Consider the following 17542-nt stretch of genomic DNA (forward strand, 5'->3'; position numbering starts at 1 on the left):
TAGCGCACGGGAGCCATTCCGGTTACCCGCAAAAAATCATAAAAACAAAACAGGTACCTTGCGATGCATAACCAGATTGCCAGCTTCCGGGCGGCACTCGACGCCCGTCCTGTGTCCCGTTTTCAGTGGTTGCTCCTGATTCTTCTCGCCTTGCTGCTGGTCACCGACGGCTACGACGCCCAGGTGCTCGGTTACGTGGTGCCGGCGCTGGCGCAGGACTGGGGCCTGGAGAAATCCGCGTTCGGCCCGGTGTTCAGCGCCAACCTGCTCGGCCTGACGCTAGGCTCGCTCGCCGTGACGCCGCTGGCCGACCGTTTCGGCGTTCGACGGATTCTGCTCGCCTGTGTGCTGATCTACGCCAGCCTCACCGTGCTGATGGTGTTTGCCGACTCCCTGAATACCTTGATGATCGCGCGGTTCATCTGCGGCATCGGCATGGGCGGCGCAATGCCCAGCGCCATGGCGTTGATGTCGGAATACTCACCGCCACGCCTGCGCACGTTGATGGTGACGCTGGCGGCGTGCGGCTTCTCTTTCGGTGGTGCGGCAGGTGGTTTCGTCGCGGCCGGATTTATCGACCGTTTTGGCTGGCAAGCGGTGTTCCTCGCTGGTGGTGTCACGCCGTTGCTGCTGTTTCCGTTCCTCTGGTGGATGCTGCCGGAATCACTGCCGCGCCTGCTGCGCGATGCGCCACCGTATGCTCGCCTGCGCAAGGTTACCGCCCGAATGCTGCCGGACTGGCAACCACCCGCAGCGTCGGTCGAACAGAACGAGCGCGAGCAGGGCAGCAAGCTGACGGTGGTGGAGCTGTTCCGTAATGGATATGCGCGCCCGACCTTGCTGATCTGGGCAACGTTTTTCGTCAGCCTGATCCTGCTGTATTTCATGATCAGCTGGCTGCCGTCGCTGCTGCTGGAAAGTGGCCTGAAACTCAATGAAGCGAATCTGGTGACGTCGATGTTCCTGTTCGCCGGTACGCTGGGCGCGATCTGCATGGCGTGGTTCGCCGACCGTTTGAAAAGTAAGGTGCGTCTGCTGTCCGGTGTGCTGGCCGGCGCGGCGGTCTGCACGATTCTGCTGGGCCTGAATCACGACAATCCGCGCTATTTGGTGGCCTGTGTGTTTGCGGCGGGCTTCTGCATCATTGGCGGGCAACTGACGCTCAATGCGTTCGCCAGCAATTTTTATCCGGCGCACGTGCGCGCCACCGGCACCGGTTGGGCGTTGGGAGTGGGGCGTTTCGGCTCGATTCTCGGGCCGCTGTTCGGCAGCCTGCTGCTGGCGATGCACATTCCGGTGGAGCAGATTTTCTTCTTCTGCGCGATTCCGGCAGTGATTGCGGCGTTGTTGATCATTCAGGTGCGTTCGCCTGCTGCGGCGTCAGTCAGTGCACCACCGAATTGGGCGGCAGATGCCCCAGTCGTTCAGTCAGGCGAAGCCGCTGAATCGGGTCGTCACTGAGCAGCAGCGCGTGCTCAAGATCGAAGCGCTCGGCGTTCGGGCAGTCGAGACGCTGGTACAGGCTGGCCCGGGCCAGGTAGTCGGCGGCGCTGGCATCGCCCATTTCGAGCACGCGTTCGGCATCGATCAGCGCGGCGATGAAGTCATCGTGGGTCAGGTGCAACTGGCGCAGGTTACGCGACAGGCGTTGAAGCATCTGTAGCGGTGTGGCGGTCAGCAGGTGGTCGGCGTTGAGTTGCATCTGGTGGCCGTATTGGCGATGCAGCAGTTCGCGGCAATCGTTCGGATACAGGCGCCGTCCACCGCACGGATCGAGCAAGTGATCAGCCCCGGGCACCTTCAACAGGAAATGCCCGGGGAAGTTCACGCCGACCAACGGGATCTCCAGGCCGCGGGCCAGTTCCAGCGCGATCAGCGCCAGGGCCAACGGTTGGCCGCGTCGGGTCTGCAACACCTTGTTGACCATCGCGGCCTGCGGGCGCAACGGTGCAAAATCATCCTGTGCGAAACCCAGATCGGTCATCCGCCGCAGGAGCGGCTGCGCCAGTTCGCTGACCGGCAACAGTGGCAAACCGGAACTGACGCGCTGTTGCAGTTCCTTGAAATCCTGCAACAGCGTTTCGGGGTCGATGTGTTTGTCGTGTTCGGCAGCCATCCACAACGCCGCCTCGAACAGCGCGGGCGGTGAACGGTGCAGACAGTCGAAAAAACGTTGGCGCGGACTCATCAAAATCTCCGGGGAATGCCTCGTTTTAGCCCCGTCTCCGTCATTCGTCCAGTGCCGCGCCGCTCTGCCACCGGGTTATGCCGCAACGCATTGGTCGCTGTCGGGCCTTATTCCCGTGTGCTTCAGCAATTTTTGGGCGCAAGCCTATACTGGCGACTACCAGAAGTGATTCGGGGGCCTGCCGATGTTCGCTCTCATGCAAAGCACTCGCCTGGAATCGCTGCACCTTAGCGTTGATCCGGTCTCCGGATTGAAGGCGGTCATTGCCATCCATAACAGTCGCCTCGGGCCCGCCCTGGGCGGATGTCGTTATCTTGCCTACCCGAACGACGAATCCGCGGTCGAGGACGCCATACGCCTGGCCCAGGGCATGAGCTACAAAGCCGCGCTGGCCGGACTGGCCCAGGGCGGCGGTGTGGCGGTGATCGTGCGTCCGGCCCATGTGGAAAACCGCGCTGCGTTGTTCGAAGCCTTCGGCCGTTGCATCAATCAGCTCGACGGCCGCTACATCACCGCCATCGACAGCGGCACCTCGGTGGCGGACATGGATTGCATTGCCCAGCAGACCCAGCACGTCACCAGCACCACCTCGGCCGGCGACCCGGCGCCACACGCGGCAATGGGCGTGTTCACCGGGATTCGCGCCACGGCCATGGCGCGGCTGGGCAGCGACAACCTTGAAGGCTTGCGCGTGGCGATTCAGGGGCTGGGCAATGTCGGTTATGCCTTGGCCGAACAGTTGCACGCCGCCGGTGCCGAACTGCTGGTCAGCGACATCGACCACGGCAAGGTGCAACTGGCGATGGAACAACTCAACGCCCACCCGATCGCCAACGACGCATTGCTCAGCACGCCGTGCGACATTCTTGCGCCGTGCGGCCTGGGCGGTGTGCTCAACAGCCACACCGTCACCCAGTTGCGCTGCTCGGCGGTGGCGGGGTCGGCCAACAATCAACTGACACATCTGGATGTCGCCGATCAACTGGAACGGCGCGGCATCCTGTATGCGCCGGATTACGTGATCAATGCCGGCGGGTTGATCTACGTTTCCCTCAAGCACCGTGGCGAAGAGCTGACGACCATCACCGCGCACCTGTCGAAGATCAGTTCGCGGCTGACGGAAGTGTTTGCCCACGCCCAGGCTGAAAAACGTTCACCCGCGCGGGTGGCGGACGAGTTGGCGGAGAAGGTGTTGTACCGCTGAGGTTTGTCCGGACATGAAAAAGCCCCTGAGTCTTTCAACTCAGGGGCTATTCAATTCAGAGGCTTCAATTCAGGTGTCGATTACTTTGCAGCTTTCGCCGCCTTGGCGGGTTTGGCTGGGGCTTCTGCCGGTTCAGCCGCGTCTGCTGTCTCGTTCGCCACAACCGGTTCGGCCGGTGCGTTGATCAGCTCCGACAGGGCATCTGGCTGGCTCTTGAACGCCCGGGCGAATACATCGCGGTTCTTCGCCATGAAGATCCCGACTTCTTCCACTTGCTGCTCGCTCAACGAAGGAACGGCTTTTTCCAGTACTTCGGCCAGCAACTCGGCCAGTTCGAGCATTTTGTCATGACGGTCAGCTTCGGCTTTATCCATGAACAAGCGCTCCAGATCTCGGCTGCTGCGGTATACCACTTCGACGGCCATTCACCACCTCACATGCCTTCACATTAAGTTGTCTTTGCGACTACTGTATCTATATACAGCGAAAAGGATAAGCGAATCCCTGCGCTTTGGGTAGTGGCTTTTTAATGTAGACCGGATTCGGATTTTGTCAGCCCAATGGTTATGCACAGGTGCGACCAAACGCCACGGCGCGGGTTTCGCGGCGCCTCGCCATGATGGCGTGGCCTCTTTTCTGCATGCATCCGCGTGCGTGTGCAATAACCGTCACGTCCAATGCGCAACATCCGCTCGAACCGGGCTAAGGAACCTTCATCGTGAAAATCAACTGGGCCGAGAAACTGCGGCAAAACGTGCATCAACTGGCCGAGTCCCTGGGCAACCTGTTCGTCGAAACCTTCCACTACCTGGCGCTGTTCGCCATTGGTGCGGTGACCGCCTGGGCGGCGGTGATGGAGTTTCTCGGGATGCTCGAGGAAGGGCACATCAAGATCGATGACATTCTGTTGCTGTTCATCTATCTGGAACTGGGGGCGATGGTCGGGATTTATTTCAAGACCAACCACATGCCGGTGCGCTTCCTGATCTACGTGGCGATCACCGCACTGACGCGGTTGCTGATCTCCAACGTCTCGCACCACAACCCGCCGGACATGGGCATCATCTACCTGTGCGGCGGGATTCTGCTGCTGGCGTTCTCGATCCTGGTGGTGCGTTACGCCTCGTCGCAATTTCCTTCGGTGAAAATCGAGAAGCCGCAACGCAAGCTCGGTGCAGGTTCCGGTGAACACCCCGAGATCGAGAAGGGCGAGCTCTAAAGACCGATCAATGGCCGATGCTGGCCCTTGATCTGGCGCGGTGGCGGGGTGAGCCCGTCGCCGCGGGTCATGGCTTCCAGGATCGCCATGGCGCTGTGGCCCTGTTCGATGGCGATGCCGAACTGGATGCTTTGCACCAGTCGTTTTAGGCGCTTGGGGTCGTTGCGCTGTTCGGCGCTGATCATCCGTTTGGCGACGATCCGGCCGCTGTTGGAAAGGGTCAGCATGATGCTGCCGTCGAGGCCCTGAATGCTCAGGTTGATCTGATAGTCCGGCGCGAAGGCATCGGTAATGATCTGAAAAGGATTGTCCATGATGCGTCACCGCCTGATTGAACGTGCAGTTGTTGACCGGCCGTGATCGGGTTGGTTCGCCCAACCGGACCGTCGGCCATTCCGTGGTCCTGTCTCCTTCAGGGATGTAGCAAGGGACATGCCGGGAATTTTGTCGAACAATGAAACCGGCCAAAAAGAAGGCGAGCCCATGGCTCGCCTTCTTCGTTTGCGGCCCGTTTCAGGGCAGAACCGAGTAGATGATCGCTGACAGTGCAATCAGGCCGATCAGCACCACGAACACGTTCGACACCTGGCCCGAATACTGGCGCAAGGCTGGCACGCGGCGGATCGCGTACATCGGCATCAGGAACAACAGGCAGGCAATCACCGGCCCGCCGAGGGTTTCGATCATGCCGAGGATGCTCGGGTTGAAGGTCGCCACGGCCCAGCAGCTGAGGATCATGAACAGCGCGGTTGCACGATTCAGCCAGCTCGCCGACATCACCCGGCCACGACCGCGCAGGCTTTTGACGATCATGCCCTGGAAGCCTTCGCTGGCGCCGATGTAGTGGCCGAGGAAGGATTTGGTGATCGCCACCAGCGCAATCAACGGCGCGGCGTAAGCGATGACCGGAGTCTGGAAGTGGTTGGCCAGGTACGACAGGATCGAAATGTTCTGCGCCTTGGCCGCTGCCAGATCAGCCGGCGACAGCGCCAGCACGCAGCTGAAGCAGAAGAACATCACGGTCACCACCATCATGCCGTGGGCCATGGCGAGGATGCCGCTGCTCTTGCGTTCGGCCTGGTCGCCGTAGCGTTGTTTCTGCTCGACGGCGAACGCGGAAATGATCGGCGAATGGTTGAACGAGAACACCATCACCGGGATTGCCAGCCACAGGGTCTTGAAGAACACCGACATCGGCATCGCTTCCTGGGCGCTGGCGAAGAACGCGCCGTTCCAGTTCGGAATCAGGCTGATACCGAGCAACAACAACGCGGCGACGAACGGATACACCAGCACGCTCATGGCTTTGACGATCACGCTCTGACCGCAACGCACGATGGCCATCAAACCGAGGATCAACGCCAGCGACAACACCGCGCGTGGCGGCGGGGCGATGTGCAACTGGTGTTCGAGGAAGCTGCTCAGGGTGTTGGTCAGCGCCACGCTGTACACCAGCAGGATCGGGAAGATCGCGAAGAAATACAGCAGCGTGATCAGTTTGCCGGCACCGACGCCGAAGTGTTCTTCCACCACTTCGGTGATGTCACCGGAGCGGCCCGACAGCACGAAGCGGGTAAGGCCCCGGTGAGCGAAGAAGGTCATCGGGAACGCCAGCAACGCCAGGATCAGCAACGGCCAGAAGCCGCCGACACCGGCGTTGATCGGCAGGAACAGCGTACCGGCACCGATGGCCGTGCCGTACAGGCCGAGCATCCAGGTGGTGTCGAATTTGCTCCAGCCCTTGTGGGCGGTTTCGCTATCGCGTGTGCGGTCTACAGCGGGGTTTTCGGCAGCAGGTGTGCGTACATCGGTCATCGTTTTGGCCTCGTTATTATTCTTGCTCGGGCTCACGTGTTACAGGCGGTCAGGGAGCGCTCCTCAGCACTCCACCCAGCTCACGGCCAGGCCGCCTCGTGAAGTCTCTTTGTATTTGTCATGCATGTCGGCGCCGGTATCGCGCATGGTGCGGATCACACGGTCGAGGGAAATGAAGTGTTTGCCGTCACCGCGCAGGGCCATTTGTGTGGCGTTGATCGCCTTCACCGCGGCGATGGCGTTGCGCTCGATGCACGGCACCTGCACCAGTCCGCCGACCGGGTCGCAGGTCAGGCCGAGGTTGTGTTCCAGACCGATTTCGGCGGCGTTTTCCAGTTGCTCCGGGGTGGCGCCGAGTACATCGGCGAGCCCCGCAGCAGCCATCGCACAGGCCGAACCAACTTCGCCCTGGCAACCCACTTCGGCACCGGAGATCGAGGCGTTTTTCTTGCACAGGATGCCGACCGCTGCCGCGCCCAGAAAGAATGCGACCACGTCATCGTCGGACGCATCCGGATTGAATTTCATGTAGTAGTGCAGGACGGCCGGAATGATCCCGGCGGCACCGTTGGTCGGCGCGGTGACCATACGCCCGCCGGCGGCGTTTTCTTCGTTGACGGCGAGGGCGAACAGGTTGACCCACTCCATCGCCGACAGGGTCGAACTGATGACGTTCGGTTTGCCGATTTCCAGCAGGCTGCGGTGCAATTTCGCCGCACGACGCGGAACATTCAGACCACCAGGCAGCACGCCTTCGTGACGCAAACCTTGCTCGACGCATTCGCGCATTACCGACCAGATATGCAGCAGACCCTTACGGATTTCGGCGTCGCTGCGCCAGGCCCGTTCGTTGGCCATCATCAGTTCGGAAACGCGCAGGTTGTGTTTGTTGCACAGCGACAGCAGTTCAGCGGCGCTGGAAAAGTCGTACGGCAAGACCACGTCGCCGGTCGGCGCGACGCCTGACTCGGCTTCGGCCGCTTCGATGATGAAACCGCCGCCGACCGAATAGTGCGTCTGCTCGAACAGTTGCCCGGATGCACCGAAGGCTGTCAGCGACATGGCGTTGGGGTGGTAGGGCAGGCTCTCGTCCAGCAGCAGGAGGTCGTGCTGCCAGTTGAAGGCAATCGAGCGCTGACCGGCGAGTGACAGATGACCGGTCTCGCGCAGTTGCTGGATGCGTGGCTCGATGGTCGACGGATCGATGCTGTCCGGCCATTCGCCCATCAGGCCCATGACCGTTGCACGGTCAGTGGCGTGACCGACGCCGGTGGCCGAGAGCGAGCCGTATAAACGGATTTCCACCCGCTGCACGTCGAGCAGCAAATGCTGATCGATCAGGGCCTGGGCGAAGGTCGCGGCGGCGCGCATCGGGCCGACGGTGTGGGAACTGGACGGACCGATACCGACTTTGAATAGATCGAAAACACTGATAGCCATGCTAAACCCTTACAAGCAATGGAGTAGGAATCGCTGCCATTTTTTGTAGGACAAGCGCAATGTCGGCGATACTGCCTACCTCGCTTCAACGTGACTAACGAAACTTCCTAAGTAAGCCTTTAGCAGGACTAAACCATGAGCCGTCAATTGCATGCCCAGACTTACGTCTGGCTGCAGGTGTTTTCCTGTGCCGCGCGGCACCTGTCATTCACCCGTTGTGCCGAGGAACTGCACATCACGCCGGGGGCGGTGAGTCAGCAAATCCGACAGTTGGAAGAGCGTCTGGGCTTTCGCCTGTTTCATCGGCGAGCCCGGGGTGTGGAGCTGAGCGCGGAAGGACAGCGACTGGCGATCACGGTCAACGAGGCTTATGGCAGCATCGACGCGGAATTGCGTCGTCTGGATGCGGGGATGATCAGCGGGATTCTGCGGGTGCGTTCGATTCCGTCGTTCCTCAGCAAATGGCTGACCCCGCGCCTGCCGCGCCTGCAACAGCGTTACCCGGACATCCAGTTGCGGCTGGTGGCCGAGGACAGCAGCGTGCCGTTGCATGAAGGGGATTTCGACCTGGCCATCGACTTGAACGACGGCAGTTATCCGGGATTGTTATCCACAGCCTTGCTCGACGAGCAGATTTTCCCGGTGTGCGCGCCGAGCCTGCTGCGTGGACGGCCGCCATTGCACGGGCCGGCGGATCTTGTGCATTTCCCGCTGCTGCACGACATCACGGCCTGGCGCGGCAGTTATGAATACGCGGAGTGGGAGTTTTATCTCAATGCCATCGGATTCGATGGCGCCGACGTACGGCGTGGGCACACGTTCAATCGCAACCACCTGACCATCGAAGCGGCGATTGCCGGCATGGGTGTGGCGATTGCCCGGCGCACGCTGCTCAACGACGAGCTGGAGCGGGGGACGTTGATCGTGCCGTTCGGGATTTCGGTGCCCAATCACAAGCGCTATGTATTGCTCTACGCGCCGGGGGCGTTGAGCCATCCGGGTGTGCGCGCAGTGCATGACTGGCTGGTGGAAGAGGCGGAGATTTTCCGTGGCCTGCACCCGTTGAGTGATGGCCAATTGTGAGCAGATTTTGCAGGGAACTGAGGCGACCCAACTCCCGACCTTACCAGCGCTTCACTCGGTTGTCCGGCTTTTTTTGCGTATGAATATTTATCTTTTTTCAGGGGTTGAAATGTTCGTCACACGGGCCGATTGTTGTAATCAAGAGGTCACGAAATCCTGTTCAAGGCCTCTTGCGAGCTAGCTGAAATAAGGGATGAACTATGCAAATCCAAGTCAACAGCGACAACCATATTCAAAGCAGCAAACGACTGGAGGAGTGGGTACGAACCACAATTGAGAGCACGCTCGACCGTTATGAGGAAGACCTGACCCGTGTCGAAGTCCATCTGAGCGACGAGAACGGTGACAAACCGGGTCCCCATGATTTGCGCTGCCAACTGGAAGCGCGGCCAAAAGGCCATCAACCGATTTCCGTCACCCACAAAGCCGATTCGCTGGAACAGGCGATCGATGGTGCAGCCGAAAAACTGGAGCACGCGCTGGAGCACCTGTTTGGCAAATTGCGGGGCAAACCGCGAGCCGCAGTGGTGCCATTTACCAGCAAGGCGAATGACGCGCTGCTGGAGGAAGAATTTCTGGAAAACGAACAGGCAGCGATCAACAGTTGATGCGCTGATTTTATAAGTCACCCAACGAGAACGGGCCTGCAATTGCAGGCCCGTTTCGTTTTTGGTGGGTTTTGTGAGTGGATCAGATATGAAACCCCTCTCCCTTCGGGAGAGGGCTGGATGCATGTAGATCTCAGAAGGCAACGGAAGTCTGCACATACACCGTGCGCGGCTCACCCACATACTTGCCCTTGTTGTTGTCATCGAACGAGCGGGTGAAGTACTGGGTGTTGAAGATGTTCTTCACCCCCACCGCCACGTTCAGGTCCGACAGCGGCGGGCCGAAGTCATAACCGGCGCGGCTGCTGAACAGCATGTAGCCCGGGATCTTGCCGGTGCTGCCGTCGGCGCTTTCTTTCGAGGTGTTGGCGTTGTCGGCGAACTGGTCGCTCTGGAAGCTGCTGTCCAGGTTCAGCTTCCACGGCCCTTCGGTGTAACCGACGCCGATCGTGCCTTTGTGTTTCGAGGAGAACGGCACACGATTGCCCTTGTTCGGACCGTCTTCGCGGATGGTCGCGTCGACGTAAGCGTAAGTGGCGTACACGTCGAAACCAGCCAGTGCCGGGCTCAAGTCATCCAGCGCGTAATTGACGCTGGTCTCGATGCCCTGATGGCGGGTTTCGCCACGGGCGATCACCGAATCGTTGGTCTGGTTGCTTTCATACTGGTTGTCGAAGTTGATCAGGAACGCGCCGATTTCCGCTCGCAGGGCGCCGTTGTCGTAACGGGTGCCGAGTTCCCAGGTGCGGGCCTTCTCCGGTTTCACTTCGCCGCTGCTCACGCGGTTGGGCATCTGGCTGTATTGCACGCTGCCGAACGAACCTTCGGTGTTGGCGTACAGGTTCCAGGTGTCGGTCAGGTGGTACAGCACGTTCAACGCCGGCAGCGCGGTGTTGTAGTCGCCCTTGTATTTGACGTTGGTCAGGTTGTTGGTCTGTTGCGACTCGATCATCTCGTAGCGCACGCCCGGGGTGATCGTCCACTTGCCGATGTCGATGCGGTCATCGACGAAGAACGCATTGGCCTCGGTGCCGCCACGGGTGTCGCGATCGTTGCGGCTGTTGGTGGTCGGGTACTCGTTGCTGGCGATTGGCGTGCGATAGCGCAGTTCGTGGCCGGCTTCGTTGATATAGCGATAGCCGACGCCGACTTCATGGCTGGTCGGGCCGAGGTCGAAGCCCTGGGCGAAACGGGTTTCCAGACCGCGAACCCAGTATTCGCGCGGCGACAGCGACAGGAATGTGCCCTGATCCAGATAACCGCTGCGCAGGGTCTTGGTGAAGAAGGTGTTGGCGGTGAATTCGCGGCGATCTTCCTGATAGCGGTAGCCGAAATTGAACATCGTGCGACGGCCCCAGAACTGGTCTTTCGGGCGGGTCGACTGATACGGATCGGCATCGTAGTCGGCGACATTCAGACCGCCAGGCATGTCGGCCTTGCCTTCGTAATACTGGGCCATGGCGTTGAAGCTGTTGGCTTCGTCGAGCTGATATTTGCCCTTGAGGATCAGGTCGTCAATTTCCGTGTCGCTGTGTTCGCGCCAGTCGCCACCGCGTGTGCCGGAGTACAGCAACGCGCCGCCCAGACCGTTGGCATTGGTGCCGCCGGCCAGCAGGTTGGCGCTGGTCTTGAAGCCGTCATGGCTCGACGAAGGACTGGTTTCGGTCTGGAAACCGCCCTTGACGGTCGGCTCGTCAGGAATCGCCCGGGTCACGAAGTTGACCACGCCGCCGACGTTCTGCGGGCCGTAACGCACGGCACCGCCACCTCGCACGACGTCCACCGCGTCCATGTTGCCCATGCTGATCGGTGCGAACGACAACTGTGGTTGACCGTAAGGCGCGAATGGCACCGGGATGCCGTCCATCAACACCGTCGAACGCGCGGCCAGGCGCGGGTTGAGGCCGCGAATACCGAAGTTCAGCGCCATGTCATGGCTGCCGGTGCCGTTGTTTTCCGGGGCGTTGACGCCGGGAATGCGATTGAGCACATCGCGGGCCTGGGTCGCGCCCTGGCGTTCGAACTCTTCGCGGCGGATCACGTCACGGGCACCGGGATGTTCGAAGACGTTGACCTGTGCGGCTTCACCGAGCCAGTCGCCGACCACTTTCGAGGTGTCCAGCTCCAGGGCGCTGTCGCTCGACGGTTGCAGGCTGAAGGCATTGCCGCCCTCGGCGCGGGCGTGTAGGCCGGTGCCTTCGAGCAGCGCGTTCAGACCTTGTTCCGCTGTGTAGCTGCCTTCCAGTCCACGGCTTTGCACTCCGCTGGTGACCTGCGAGCCAAAGGAAATCAGCACCCCGGCTTCACGGCCGAACTGGTTGAGGGCGTTTTCCAGCGACGACGGAGCGATGTGATAAGCCTTGGTGTCGGCAGCCAGCGCATGGGGCAGGGTGCTGAAGCTCAGGCTGGCGCCGAGGACGAGATTGCGCAGGGTTCGGGCCAACGGCGTGAGGCGGGTGGGGTGCATGGAGGACGGTCCTGAGAAGGTTGAATCAAGGGGGGGCTTTCCTTCTCTGTCACGCCAGATCTGAAAAACGGCTCATTTATTTTTGCGGCTGATCAAACCTTGGCTTCGACCGTCACCCAATAGCGAGTAAAACGCTTCACTTTCACCGGCAGGCTGATTTCCAGCAGATCGAGAATCCGCTCGCTGTCGTCCAGTGGATAAGTCCCGGAGATCAGCAAGTCAGCGACTTTTGCATCGCAATTGAGCTGCCCGCGACGGTAGCGACCGAGTTCGTCGAGGAAGTCACCCAGGCGCATGTGGGCGGCCACGAGCATGCCGTCGGCCCAGGCGCCGCTGTTGGCGTCCAGCGGTTTTGCTTCACTGATGGAGGTGGCGCTGAAACTCAATTGCCGGGCGACCGGCAGCAGCATCGGCGCGCGACCTTGTGCGTTCAATTCGACCCGACCTTCAAACAGCGCAACCTGCGTGCGGTCGGCAAACTGACGCACGTTGATCCGTGCGCCCTGGGTTTTCAGCAGGCCTTGGGCGGTTTGCACTTCGAAAGATTGAGTGACGGTCAGCAGCATTTCGCCTTCGAGCAAGCGGATCAGGCCATCGCTTCGGACATCCGCCGCACTCGCGGTGTTGAGCTGCAATTGGCCGCCAACGCCGAGCGAAATCTTGCGGCGCTGACCGATCGGGCTGCGGTAATCGGCCAGCAGCGACGGCAACGGATTGTGCTCGCGCATCCCCCAGGTGACCGCCGAGCCGGCGCCGAGAAGCAGCAACAATTTGAGAGCCTGACGCCGACTGCCGGACTTTGGCGCGTTCAACGCGGCATGGGCCAGTGGCGATGACAAACCCCGCAACCGCGAATTGACCCGCTGAATATGTTCCCAGGCGCGGCGGTGTTCGCTGTGGGCGTCGATCCACTGTTGCCAGGCTTGTTGCTGGCGCGGGTTCAGCGGGCCCTGCTGCATTTCCAGCAGCCAGTGCACCGCCTGCTCGGCAACCTGCGCGGAAAAATCCATCGGCGGATTCACAGAGCAAAGTAGCAGCGCATCGCTGCCTTGTTCAGATGACGTTTGACCGTGGCCACGGAGATGCCCAGTTCGGCGGCGATCTGCGGATAGGTCAGGCCATCGACCTGGGCCAGCAGAAATGCACGTTTGACCGCACGCGGCAGACCGTCGAGCAACTGATCGAGCTCCATCAGGGTTTGCAGGATGATCGCTTTCTCTTCTTCCGAAGGCGCGACGACTTCCGGCATCTGCGCGAGGGTGTCGAGGTAGGCGCGCTCCAGATCCTGGCGACGGTAATGGTTGAACAGCACGCGCTTGGCCAGGGTGGTGAGGAACGCCCGGGGCTCGATGATCACCGGCGGTTCTCGTGCGGTCAGCACCCGGATGAACGTGTCCTGGGCCAGATCGGCGGCGCTGTCCGGGCAGCCGAGTTTGCGCCGCAGCCAGCCTGTGAGCCAGCTGTGATGGGCCTGATACAGCGATTCGACGGGATGGGCGGACGACAACGGCATCACTCCGGGCGCATGCGGGATGCGTTAGAGAACAAGAATGGTTCGCATTGTAGGGCCGTCAATGCATGCCGGCAATCAGACTCTTTTGCGTATGAGAATATTTATCATTAATATCGCTCACTTGTCGTCTCGGCCTGTTGGCCGGGCGTTAACCGTTTCAGGGTCGAAACATGAAAGCCAAACTCGCCGCACTCCCCATGTCCTATCGTCTGGCCGTCACTTCGCGGGTGCTCGCGGCGGTGTTTGGCGGCTATCTGGTCGCGGCGCTGGCCAGTGTCACGCTAACCATGTGGTTGCCGCTGAACCGCGCCGAAGCGGTCATCACCGGCATGACTGTCTCGTTCCTCGTGTATCTGGTGGCCGTGCTCTGGTGCTTTGCCTGCCGCAGCGCGTGGGCGGCATGGGTTGGGTTGCTGGTGCCGAGCGTGATTCTGGCGACGATCTCCGGCGCCGCTCGGGGTCTGGGTTACGCATGAAAGAGGGATTTCGCCAGGCGATGGCCTGGCTGCACACCTGGACCGGGCTGGTCTTCGGCTGGCTGCTGTTCGCGATTTTCCTGACCGGGACGCTGGCCTATTTCAAGGACGAGACCAATCACTGGATGCAGCCGGAAATCCCGTCCCGGCCGCTCGATGCCGAAGCGAGCCTGACGCTGGCGCAAACCTATCTGCAGCAGCGCGCGCCCGACGCACCGAGCTGGCAGATCACGCTTCCTGATGCGCGCGATCCCGGCATTTCTGTAGGTTGGCAGGCCCCGGTCAAACCCGGCGAGCGCGGTCGATTCACCGAAAAAATCCTCGACGCCCAGACCGGTGCCGAAGTGCCCGTGCGCAAAAGCTTCGGCGGCGAATTCTTCTACCGCTTCCACTTCCAGCTGCAAATGCCTTATCCGTGGGGCCGCTGGCTGGCGACCAGCGCGGCGATGGTGATGTTCATCGCACTGATCACCGGCATCATCACCCACAAGAAAATCTTCAAGGACTTCTTCACCTTCCGTCCGCGCAAAGGCCAGCGCACCTGGCTCGACGGGCACAACGCAGTAGGTGTGCTGGTGCTGCCGTTTCACCTGATGATCACCTACAGCAGCCTGGTGATTTTCATGGCGATGGTTATGCCGGCGAGCCTTTTGGCGTCTTACGGCAACGATCGCAGTGCGTTTTACGACGAAGTGTTTCCCGAAACGCCAGCCCCGGAGCGTGCAGGCGTACCCACCACGTTGCCGGCGATGGCGCCGCTGCTGGCACGTGCAAGCGAGCACTGGGGCGGCGGACATGCAGCGCGGGTGACCGTGAACAATCCCGGCGACGCCAATGCCTCGGTGCAGGTGTCGCGTGCCAGCTCCGACAAGATCACCTACGAATACGGCAGCGACGTGACCTTCAATGGCGTGACCGGACAAATCCTCGGTGCGACCCCGGCCAAACCGCTGCCGATGACGATTGCCGGCAGTTTTTATGGCCTGCACATCGGCCACTTTGCGGGTCCTGTGCTGCGCTGGTTGTACTTCATCTGCGGCTTGGCCGGTACGGCAATGATCGGCACCGGACTGGTGATCTGGCTCGGCAAGCGTCAGCTCAAACACGCCAAGACCGGGGTGATGCCGTTCGAACTGCGGCTGGTCGAAGTGCTGAACATTGCCAGCATGGCCGGGTTGGTCAGTGCGGTGGCGGTGTTCTTCTGGGCCAACCGTCTGTTGCCACTGAGCCTCGACGGCCGGGCCAACTGGGAAGTGAACGCGTTCTTCATCGCTTGGGCTTTGAGCCTGGTGCATGCCTTGCTCCGACCGGGTCGCAAAGCCTGGGTCGAACAATTGACACTGGCAGCGCTGCTGTTCACCACGGTGCCGCTGCTCAACGCGTTGACCACCTCGCATCACCTCGGCGTCACGCTGGCGCAGGGTGACTGGGCCTTGGCCGGTTTCGACCTGACCTGCTTCGGCGCCGGTCTGTTCCTGGCGTGGGCCGCCTGGAAAATGCAGCGTGCCGGCCACACCGTCCGCGTGAAAAAAACACCTCGCGAAACCGCCCGGCCGATCACGCTTGAGCAGGGGACGCACTGATGCTGCTGGCGCTGTTGCTGTGTTACGCCGGATTTACTGCGCTGTGTCTGTCGATGCCGCGGCATCACGATGAGCTGCTGGGTCACAAGCCTTCAACCCGACGCGCAAAAAGTCTGAAGCTCGCCGGTGGGTTGCTGCTGTGCCTTTCACTTTGGGCCGCCGTGGCTGCCAACGGCTGGGGTTTCGGTCTGGTCGACTGGTTCGCCGTGTTGATGATCAGCGCATTGTTGCTGGTGCTGCTGATGCCGTATCGACCGAAGCTGGCAATGGCACTGGCGGCGTTGAGCCTGTTGGCGACGCCGGTCGCCGCATGGGCGTGGTGATGCAATGCTGATCGGTCATCCCCCGGAATCCCGCGACGACGAACCGAGCGGCGCGCGTGCGCATTTTCTTCAGGTGTTCCTCTCGCAGCGTCCGCAAATGGAAGCGCTGGTGAACCGTCGCGTCGGTTGCCGGGCCACGGCAGCGGACCTGGTGCAGGATCTGTTCCTGCGATTCTGGCGCCGACCGCTGGTGCAGGTCGAAGAACTCAGCACCTACCTGCTGCGCTGTGCCGGCAATATCGCCATCGACCATTTGCGCAGCGAAGGCACGCGGGTTCGGGTCAACGAAGGCTGGAAGCCGGATGAGCCGGACAGCAGCGCCAGCGAGCCGCAAGCCGCACTCGAAGCAGGCAACGATCTGCGCCACGTCGAAGCGGCGTTGCGCGCATTGCCCGAGCGCACGCGGCAGATCTTTTTGCTCAATCGTATCCACGGGCGCAAGTACGCCGAGATCGCCAAGGCCATGGGCCTGTCCCAAAGCGCCGTGGAAAAACATATGATGCGCGCCCTCGAGGCCTGCAAGGCCAGCCTGCGCGAACCCGCGCCACGCCTGCCAGGGAAAGCACCGTGAATCACATCGACCGCGTCACCCCGACGCCCGCTCAGGAGCAGGCGGCTTTTGCCTGGCTGAGCCTGTTGCACGACCGCCCCAGCACCGGTGATCAACTGACCTTCAGCCAATGGTTGCGAGCCGATCCGGCCCACGCCGAGGCATACGCCCAGGCACAGGTCATCTGGGAATTGAGCGAAGGGCCGGCGCGCACTCTGGCCGATGAAGATTCGTTTGCGTTGCAGGGCTATCTGAATGCGATGGACCGGCCGCGCCGTCCGCAGATTCGACGTTGGGCCGGAGCACTGGCCATGGCGGCCTGCCTGTTGTTGATGGTCAGCCTCGGCACCGGTTGGCAGCCGCAGCGCTGGATCGATGATCTGGGCGCCGATTATGTTTCGGCACCCGGCGAAATCCGCACCGTGACTTTGGCCGATCAGTCCCAGGTCACGCTGGATGCCGACAGTGCCATCGCCGTGGATTTCAGTCATGGCGAGCGGCATGTCCAGGTGCGTCGGGGCGCCGGGTTTTTCAGCGTGACCCACACCGGCGAGCCGTTCGTGGTCGACGCCGAAAAGGGCCAGGCGCGGGTGCTCGGCACGCAGTTCGAAGTGCGCCTTCAACCGCATGGCGCACAAGTCACCGTGTTGTCCGGGCGCGTTGGCGTGACGGCGGCGCGGGATGCCGAGCAGCAGATTCTCACCGCCGGCCAGCAAGTGGCATTTGGCAAAGGCATCGCGGAAAAACTGCACGCCGTGGACAGCGAAGCGCAACTGGCCTGGCGTCAGGGCTGGCTGACTTACTACAAGTCGACACTGGCGGATGTGGTGCAGGATCTGCGGCGTTATTACCCCGGGCGCATCGTGTTGCTCAACGACGAACTGGGCGCGCGCAAGGTCAGCGGAAGCTTTCCGAGCAAGGATCCGCAAGCCGTGCTGAATTCGCTGCAGGGGGTTCTGGGATTCGAGCAGCATCAGGTGCTGGGCAAGCTGATTATCCTGCGCTGAAAATATTTTCAAATTTGTGGTGAGGTAAATCCCGACGCCATCCGTGTAGTGACTGAAACTGCGAGT

General features: G+C 61.2%; 17 protein-coding genes and 1 pseudogene. 10 read left to right on the forward strand and 8 right to left on the reverse strand.

What is annotated here, in order from left to right; translation table 11 throughout:
• Positions 1-63 precede the first annotated feature (63 nt).
• On the forward strand, positions 64-1461 hold the full coding sequence (locus AC07VV_RS27685; protein WP_495038057.1) for an MFS transporter: 1398 nt from the start codon (positions 64-66) through the stop codon (positions 1459-1461).
• On the opposite strand, the gene AC07VV_RS27690 is transcribed toward AC07VV_RS27685, so the two are convergent.
• Positions 1385-2188, reverse strand: a complete 804-nt coding sequence (locus tag AC07VV_RS27690) for a SirB1 family protein (RefSeq protein ID WP_495038058.1) — start codon at positions 2186-2188, stop codon at positions 1385-1387. The two genes, AC07VV_RS27685 and AC07VV_RS27690, sit on opposite strands and share 77 nt — an antisense overlap.
• A 184-nt stretch (positions 2189-2372) precedes the next feature.
• Here AC07VV_RS27690 and AC07VV_RS27695 point away from each other — a divergent pair, with 184 nt between their 5' ends.
• The gene (locus AC07VV_RS27695) at positions 2373-3392 is read left to right on the forward strand and encodes a Glu/Leu/Phe/Val dehydrogenase family protein (protein ID WP_096819082.1); all 1020 of its coding nucleotides are present in this window, start codon (positions 2373-2375) and stop codon (positions 3390-3392) included.
• Positions 3393-3562: 170 nt separating this feature from the next.
• Here AC07VV_RS27695 and AC07VV_RS27700 read toward each other — a convergent pair.
• Positions 3563-3817, reverse strand: a pseudogene (locus AC07VV_RS27700) (YebG family protein); the annotation flags it as partial.
• A gap of 293 nt (positions 3818-4110) precedes the next feature.
• Here AC07VV_RS27700 and AC07VV_RS27705 point away from each other — a divergent pair.
• Complete coding sequence (locus AC07VV_RS27705; protein WP_003221775.1) at positions 4111-4611, forward strand: phosphate-starvation-inducible protein PsiE; 501 nt, start codon at positions 4111-4113, stop codon at positions 4609-4611.
• Here AC07VV_RS27705 and AC07VV_RS27710 read toward each other — a convergent pair.
• The 3 genes from AC07VV_RS27710 to AC07VV_RS27720 all read right to left on the reverse strand — a co-directional run bounded on the left by AC07VV_RS27710 (position 4608) and on the right by AC07VV_RS27720 (position 7866).
• Positions 4608-4925 carry a DUF3509 domain-containing protein gene (locus AC07VV_RS27710; RefSeq protein WP_495038059.1) on the reverse strand — a complete coding sequence of 106 codons (318 nt, stop codon included), beginning with the start codon at positions 4923-4925 and terminating at the stop codon, positions 4608-4610. The two genes, AC07VV_RS27705 and AC07VV_RS27710, sit on opposite strands and share 4 nt — an antisense overlap.
• 199 nt (positions 4926-5124) lie before the next feature.
• Entirely contained in the window at positions 5125-6426 is a 1302-nt protein-coding gene (locus tag AC07VV_RS27715; RefSeq protein WP_495038060.1) for an HAAAP family serine/threonine permease, read from the reverse strand.
• A gap of 63 nt (positions 6427-6489) precedes the next feature.
• Positions 6490-7866 carry an L-serine ammonia-lyase gene (locus AC07VV_RS27720; RefSeq protein WP_495038061.1) on the reverse strand — a complete coding sequence of 459 codons (1377 nt, stop codon included), beginning with the start codon at positions 7864-7866 and terminating at the stop codon, positions 6490-6492.
• A 135-nt stretch (positions 7867-8001) separates the two neighbouring features.
• Between AC07VV_RS27720 and AC07VV_RS27725 the strand changes: the two genes are divergently transcribed.
• The gene (locus AC07VV_RS27725) at positions 8002-8949 is read left to right on the forward strand and encodes a LysR substrate-binding domain-containing protein (RefSeq protein ID WP_495038062.1); all 948 of its coding nucleotides are present in this window, start codon (positions 8002-8004) and stop codon (positions 8947-8949) included.
• Between the two features lie 200 nt (positions 8950-9149).
• On the forward strand, positions 9150-9557 hold the full coding sequence (locus tag AC07VV_RS27730) for an HPF/RaiA family ribosome-associated protein (protein WP_096819094.1): 408 nt from the start codon (positions 9150-9152) through the stop codon (positions 9555-9557).
• 133 nt (positions 9558-9690) lie between these two features.
• On the opposite strand, the gene fecA is transcribed toward AC07VV_RS27730, so the two are convergent.
• From fecA to AC07VV_RS27745, 3 genes are all read right to left on the reverse strand, one after another.
• Entirely contained in the window at positions 9691-12024 is a 2334-nt protein-coding gene (gene fecA, locus AC07VV_RS27735; protein ID WP_495038063.1) for a TonB-dependent Fe(3+) dicitrate receptor FecA, read from the reverse strand.
• A gap of 92 nt (positions 12025-12116) precedes the next feature.
• Positions 12117-13046, reverse strand: coding sequence for a DUF4880 domain-containing protein (locus tag AC07VV_RS27740; protein WP_495038064.1), 930 nt, complete (start codon positions 13044-13046; stop codon positions 12117-12119).
• Entirely contained in the window at positions 13043-13531 is a 489-nt protein-coding gene (locus tag AC07VV_RS27745) for a sigma-70 family RNA polymerase sigma factor (RefSeq protein WP_085730110.1), read from the reverse strand. Before AC07VV_RS27745 ends, AC07VV_RS27740 begins: the two co-directional genes overlap by 4 nt.
• A 176-nt stretch (positions 13532-13707) precedes the next feature.
• Here AC07VV_RS27745 and AC07VV_RS27750 point away from each other — a divergent pair, with 176 nt between their 5' ends.
• Genes AC07VV_RS27750 through AC07VV_RS27770 form a run of 5 tightly spaced genes read left to right on the forward strand, consistent with a single transcriptional unit; the run spans position 13708 to position 17476 of the window.
• Positions 13708-14013, forward strand: coding sequence for a DUF3649 domain-containing protein (locus tag AC07VV_RS27750; RefSeq protein ID WP_495038065.1), 306 nt, complete (start codon positions 13708-13710; stop codon positions 14011-14013).
• Entirely contained in the window at positions 14010-15596 is a 1587-nt protein-coding gene (locus AC07VV_RS27755) for a PepSY-associated TM helix domain-containing protein (RefSeq protein ID WP_495038066.1), read from the forward strand. Before AC07VV_RS27750 ends, AC07VV_RS27755 begins: the two co-directional genes overlap by 4 nt.
• Positions 15596-15919, forward strand: a complete 324-nt coding sequence (locus tag AC07VV_RS27760) for a DUF3325 domain-containing protein (protein WP_495038067.1) — start codon at positions 15596-15598, stop codon at positions 15917-15919. Before AC07VV_RS27755 ends, AC07VV_RS27760 begins: the two co-directional genes overlap by 1 nt.
• Positions 15920-15923: 4 nt before the next feature.
• Entirely contained in the window at positions 15924-16490 is a 567-nt protein-coding gene (locus AC07VV_RS27765) for an RNA polymerase sigma factor (RefSeq protein WP_495038068.1), read from the forward strand.
• Entirely contained in the window at positions 16487-17476 is a 990-nt protein-coding gene (locus tag AC07VV_RS27770; protein WP_495038069.1) for a FecR family protein, read from the forward strand. Before AC07VV_RS27765 ends, AC07VV_RS27770 begins: the two co-directional genes overlap by 4 nt.
• The last annotated feature ends 66 nt before the right edge of the window (positions 17477-17542 follow it).

It is taken from the genome of Pseudomonas sp. GW821-FHT02C04, from assembly GCF_059421845.1.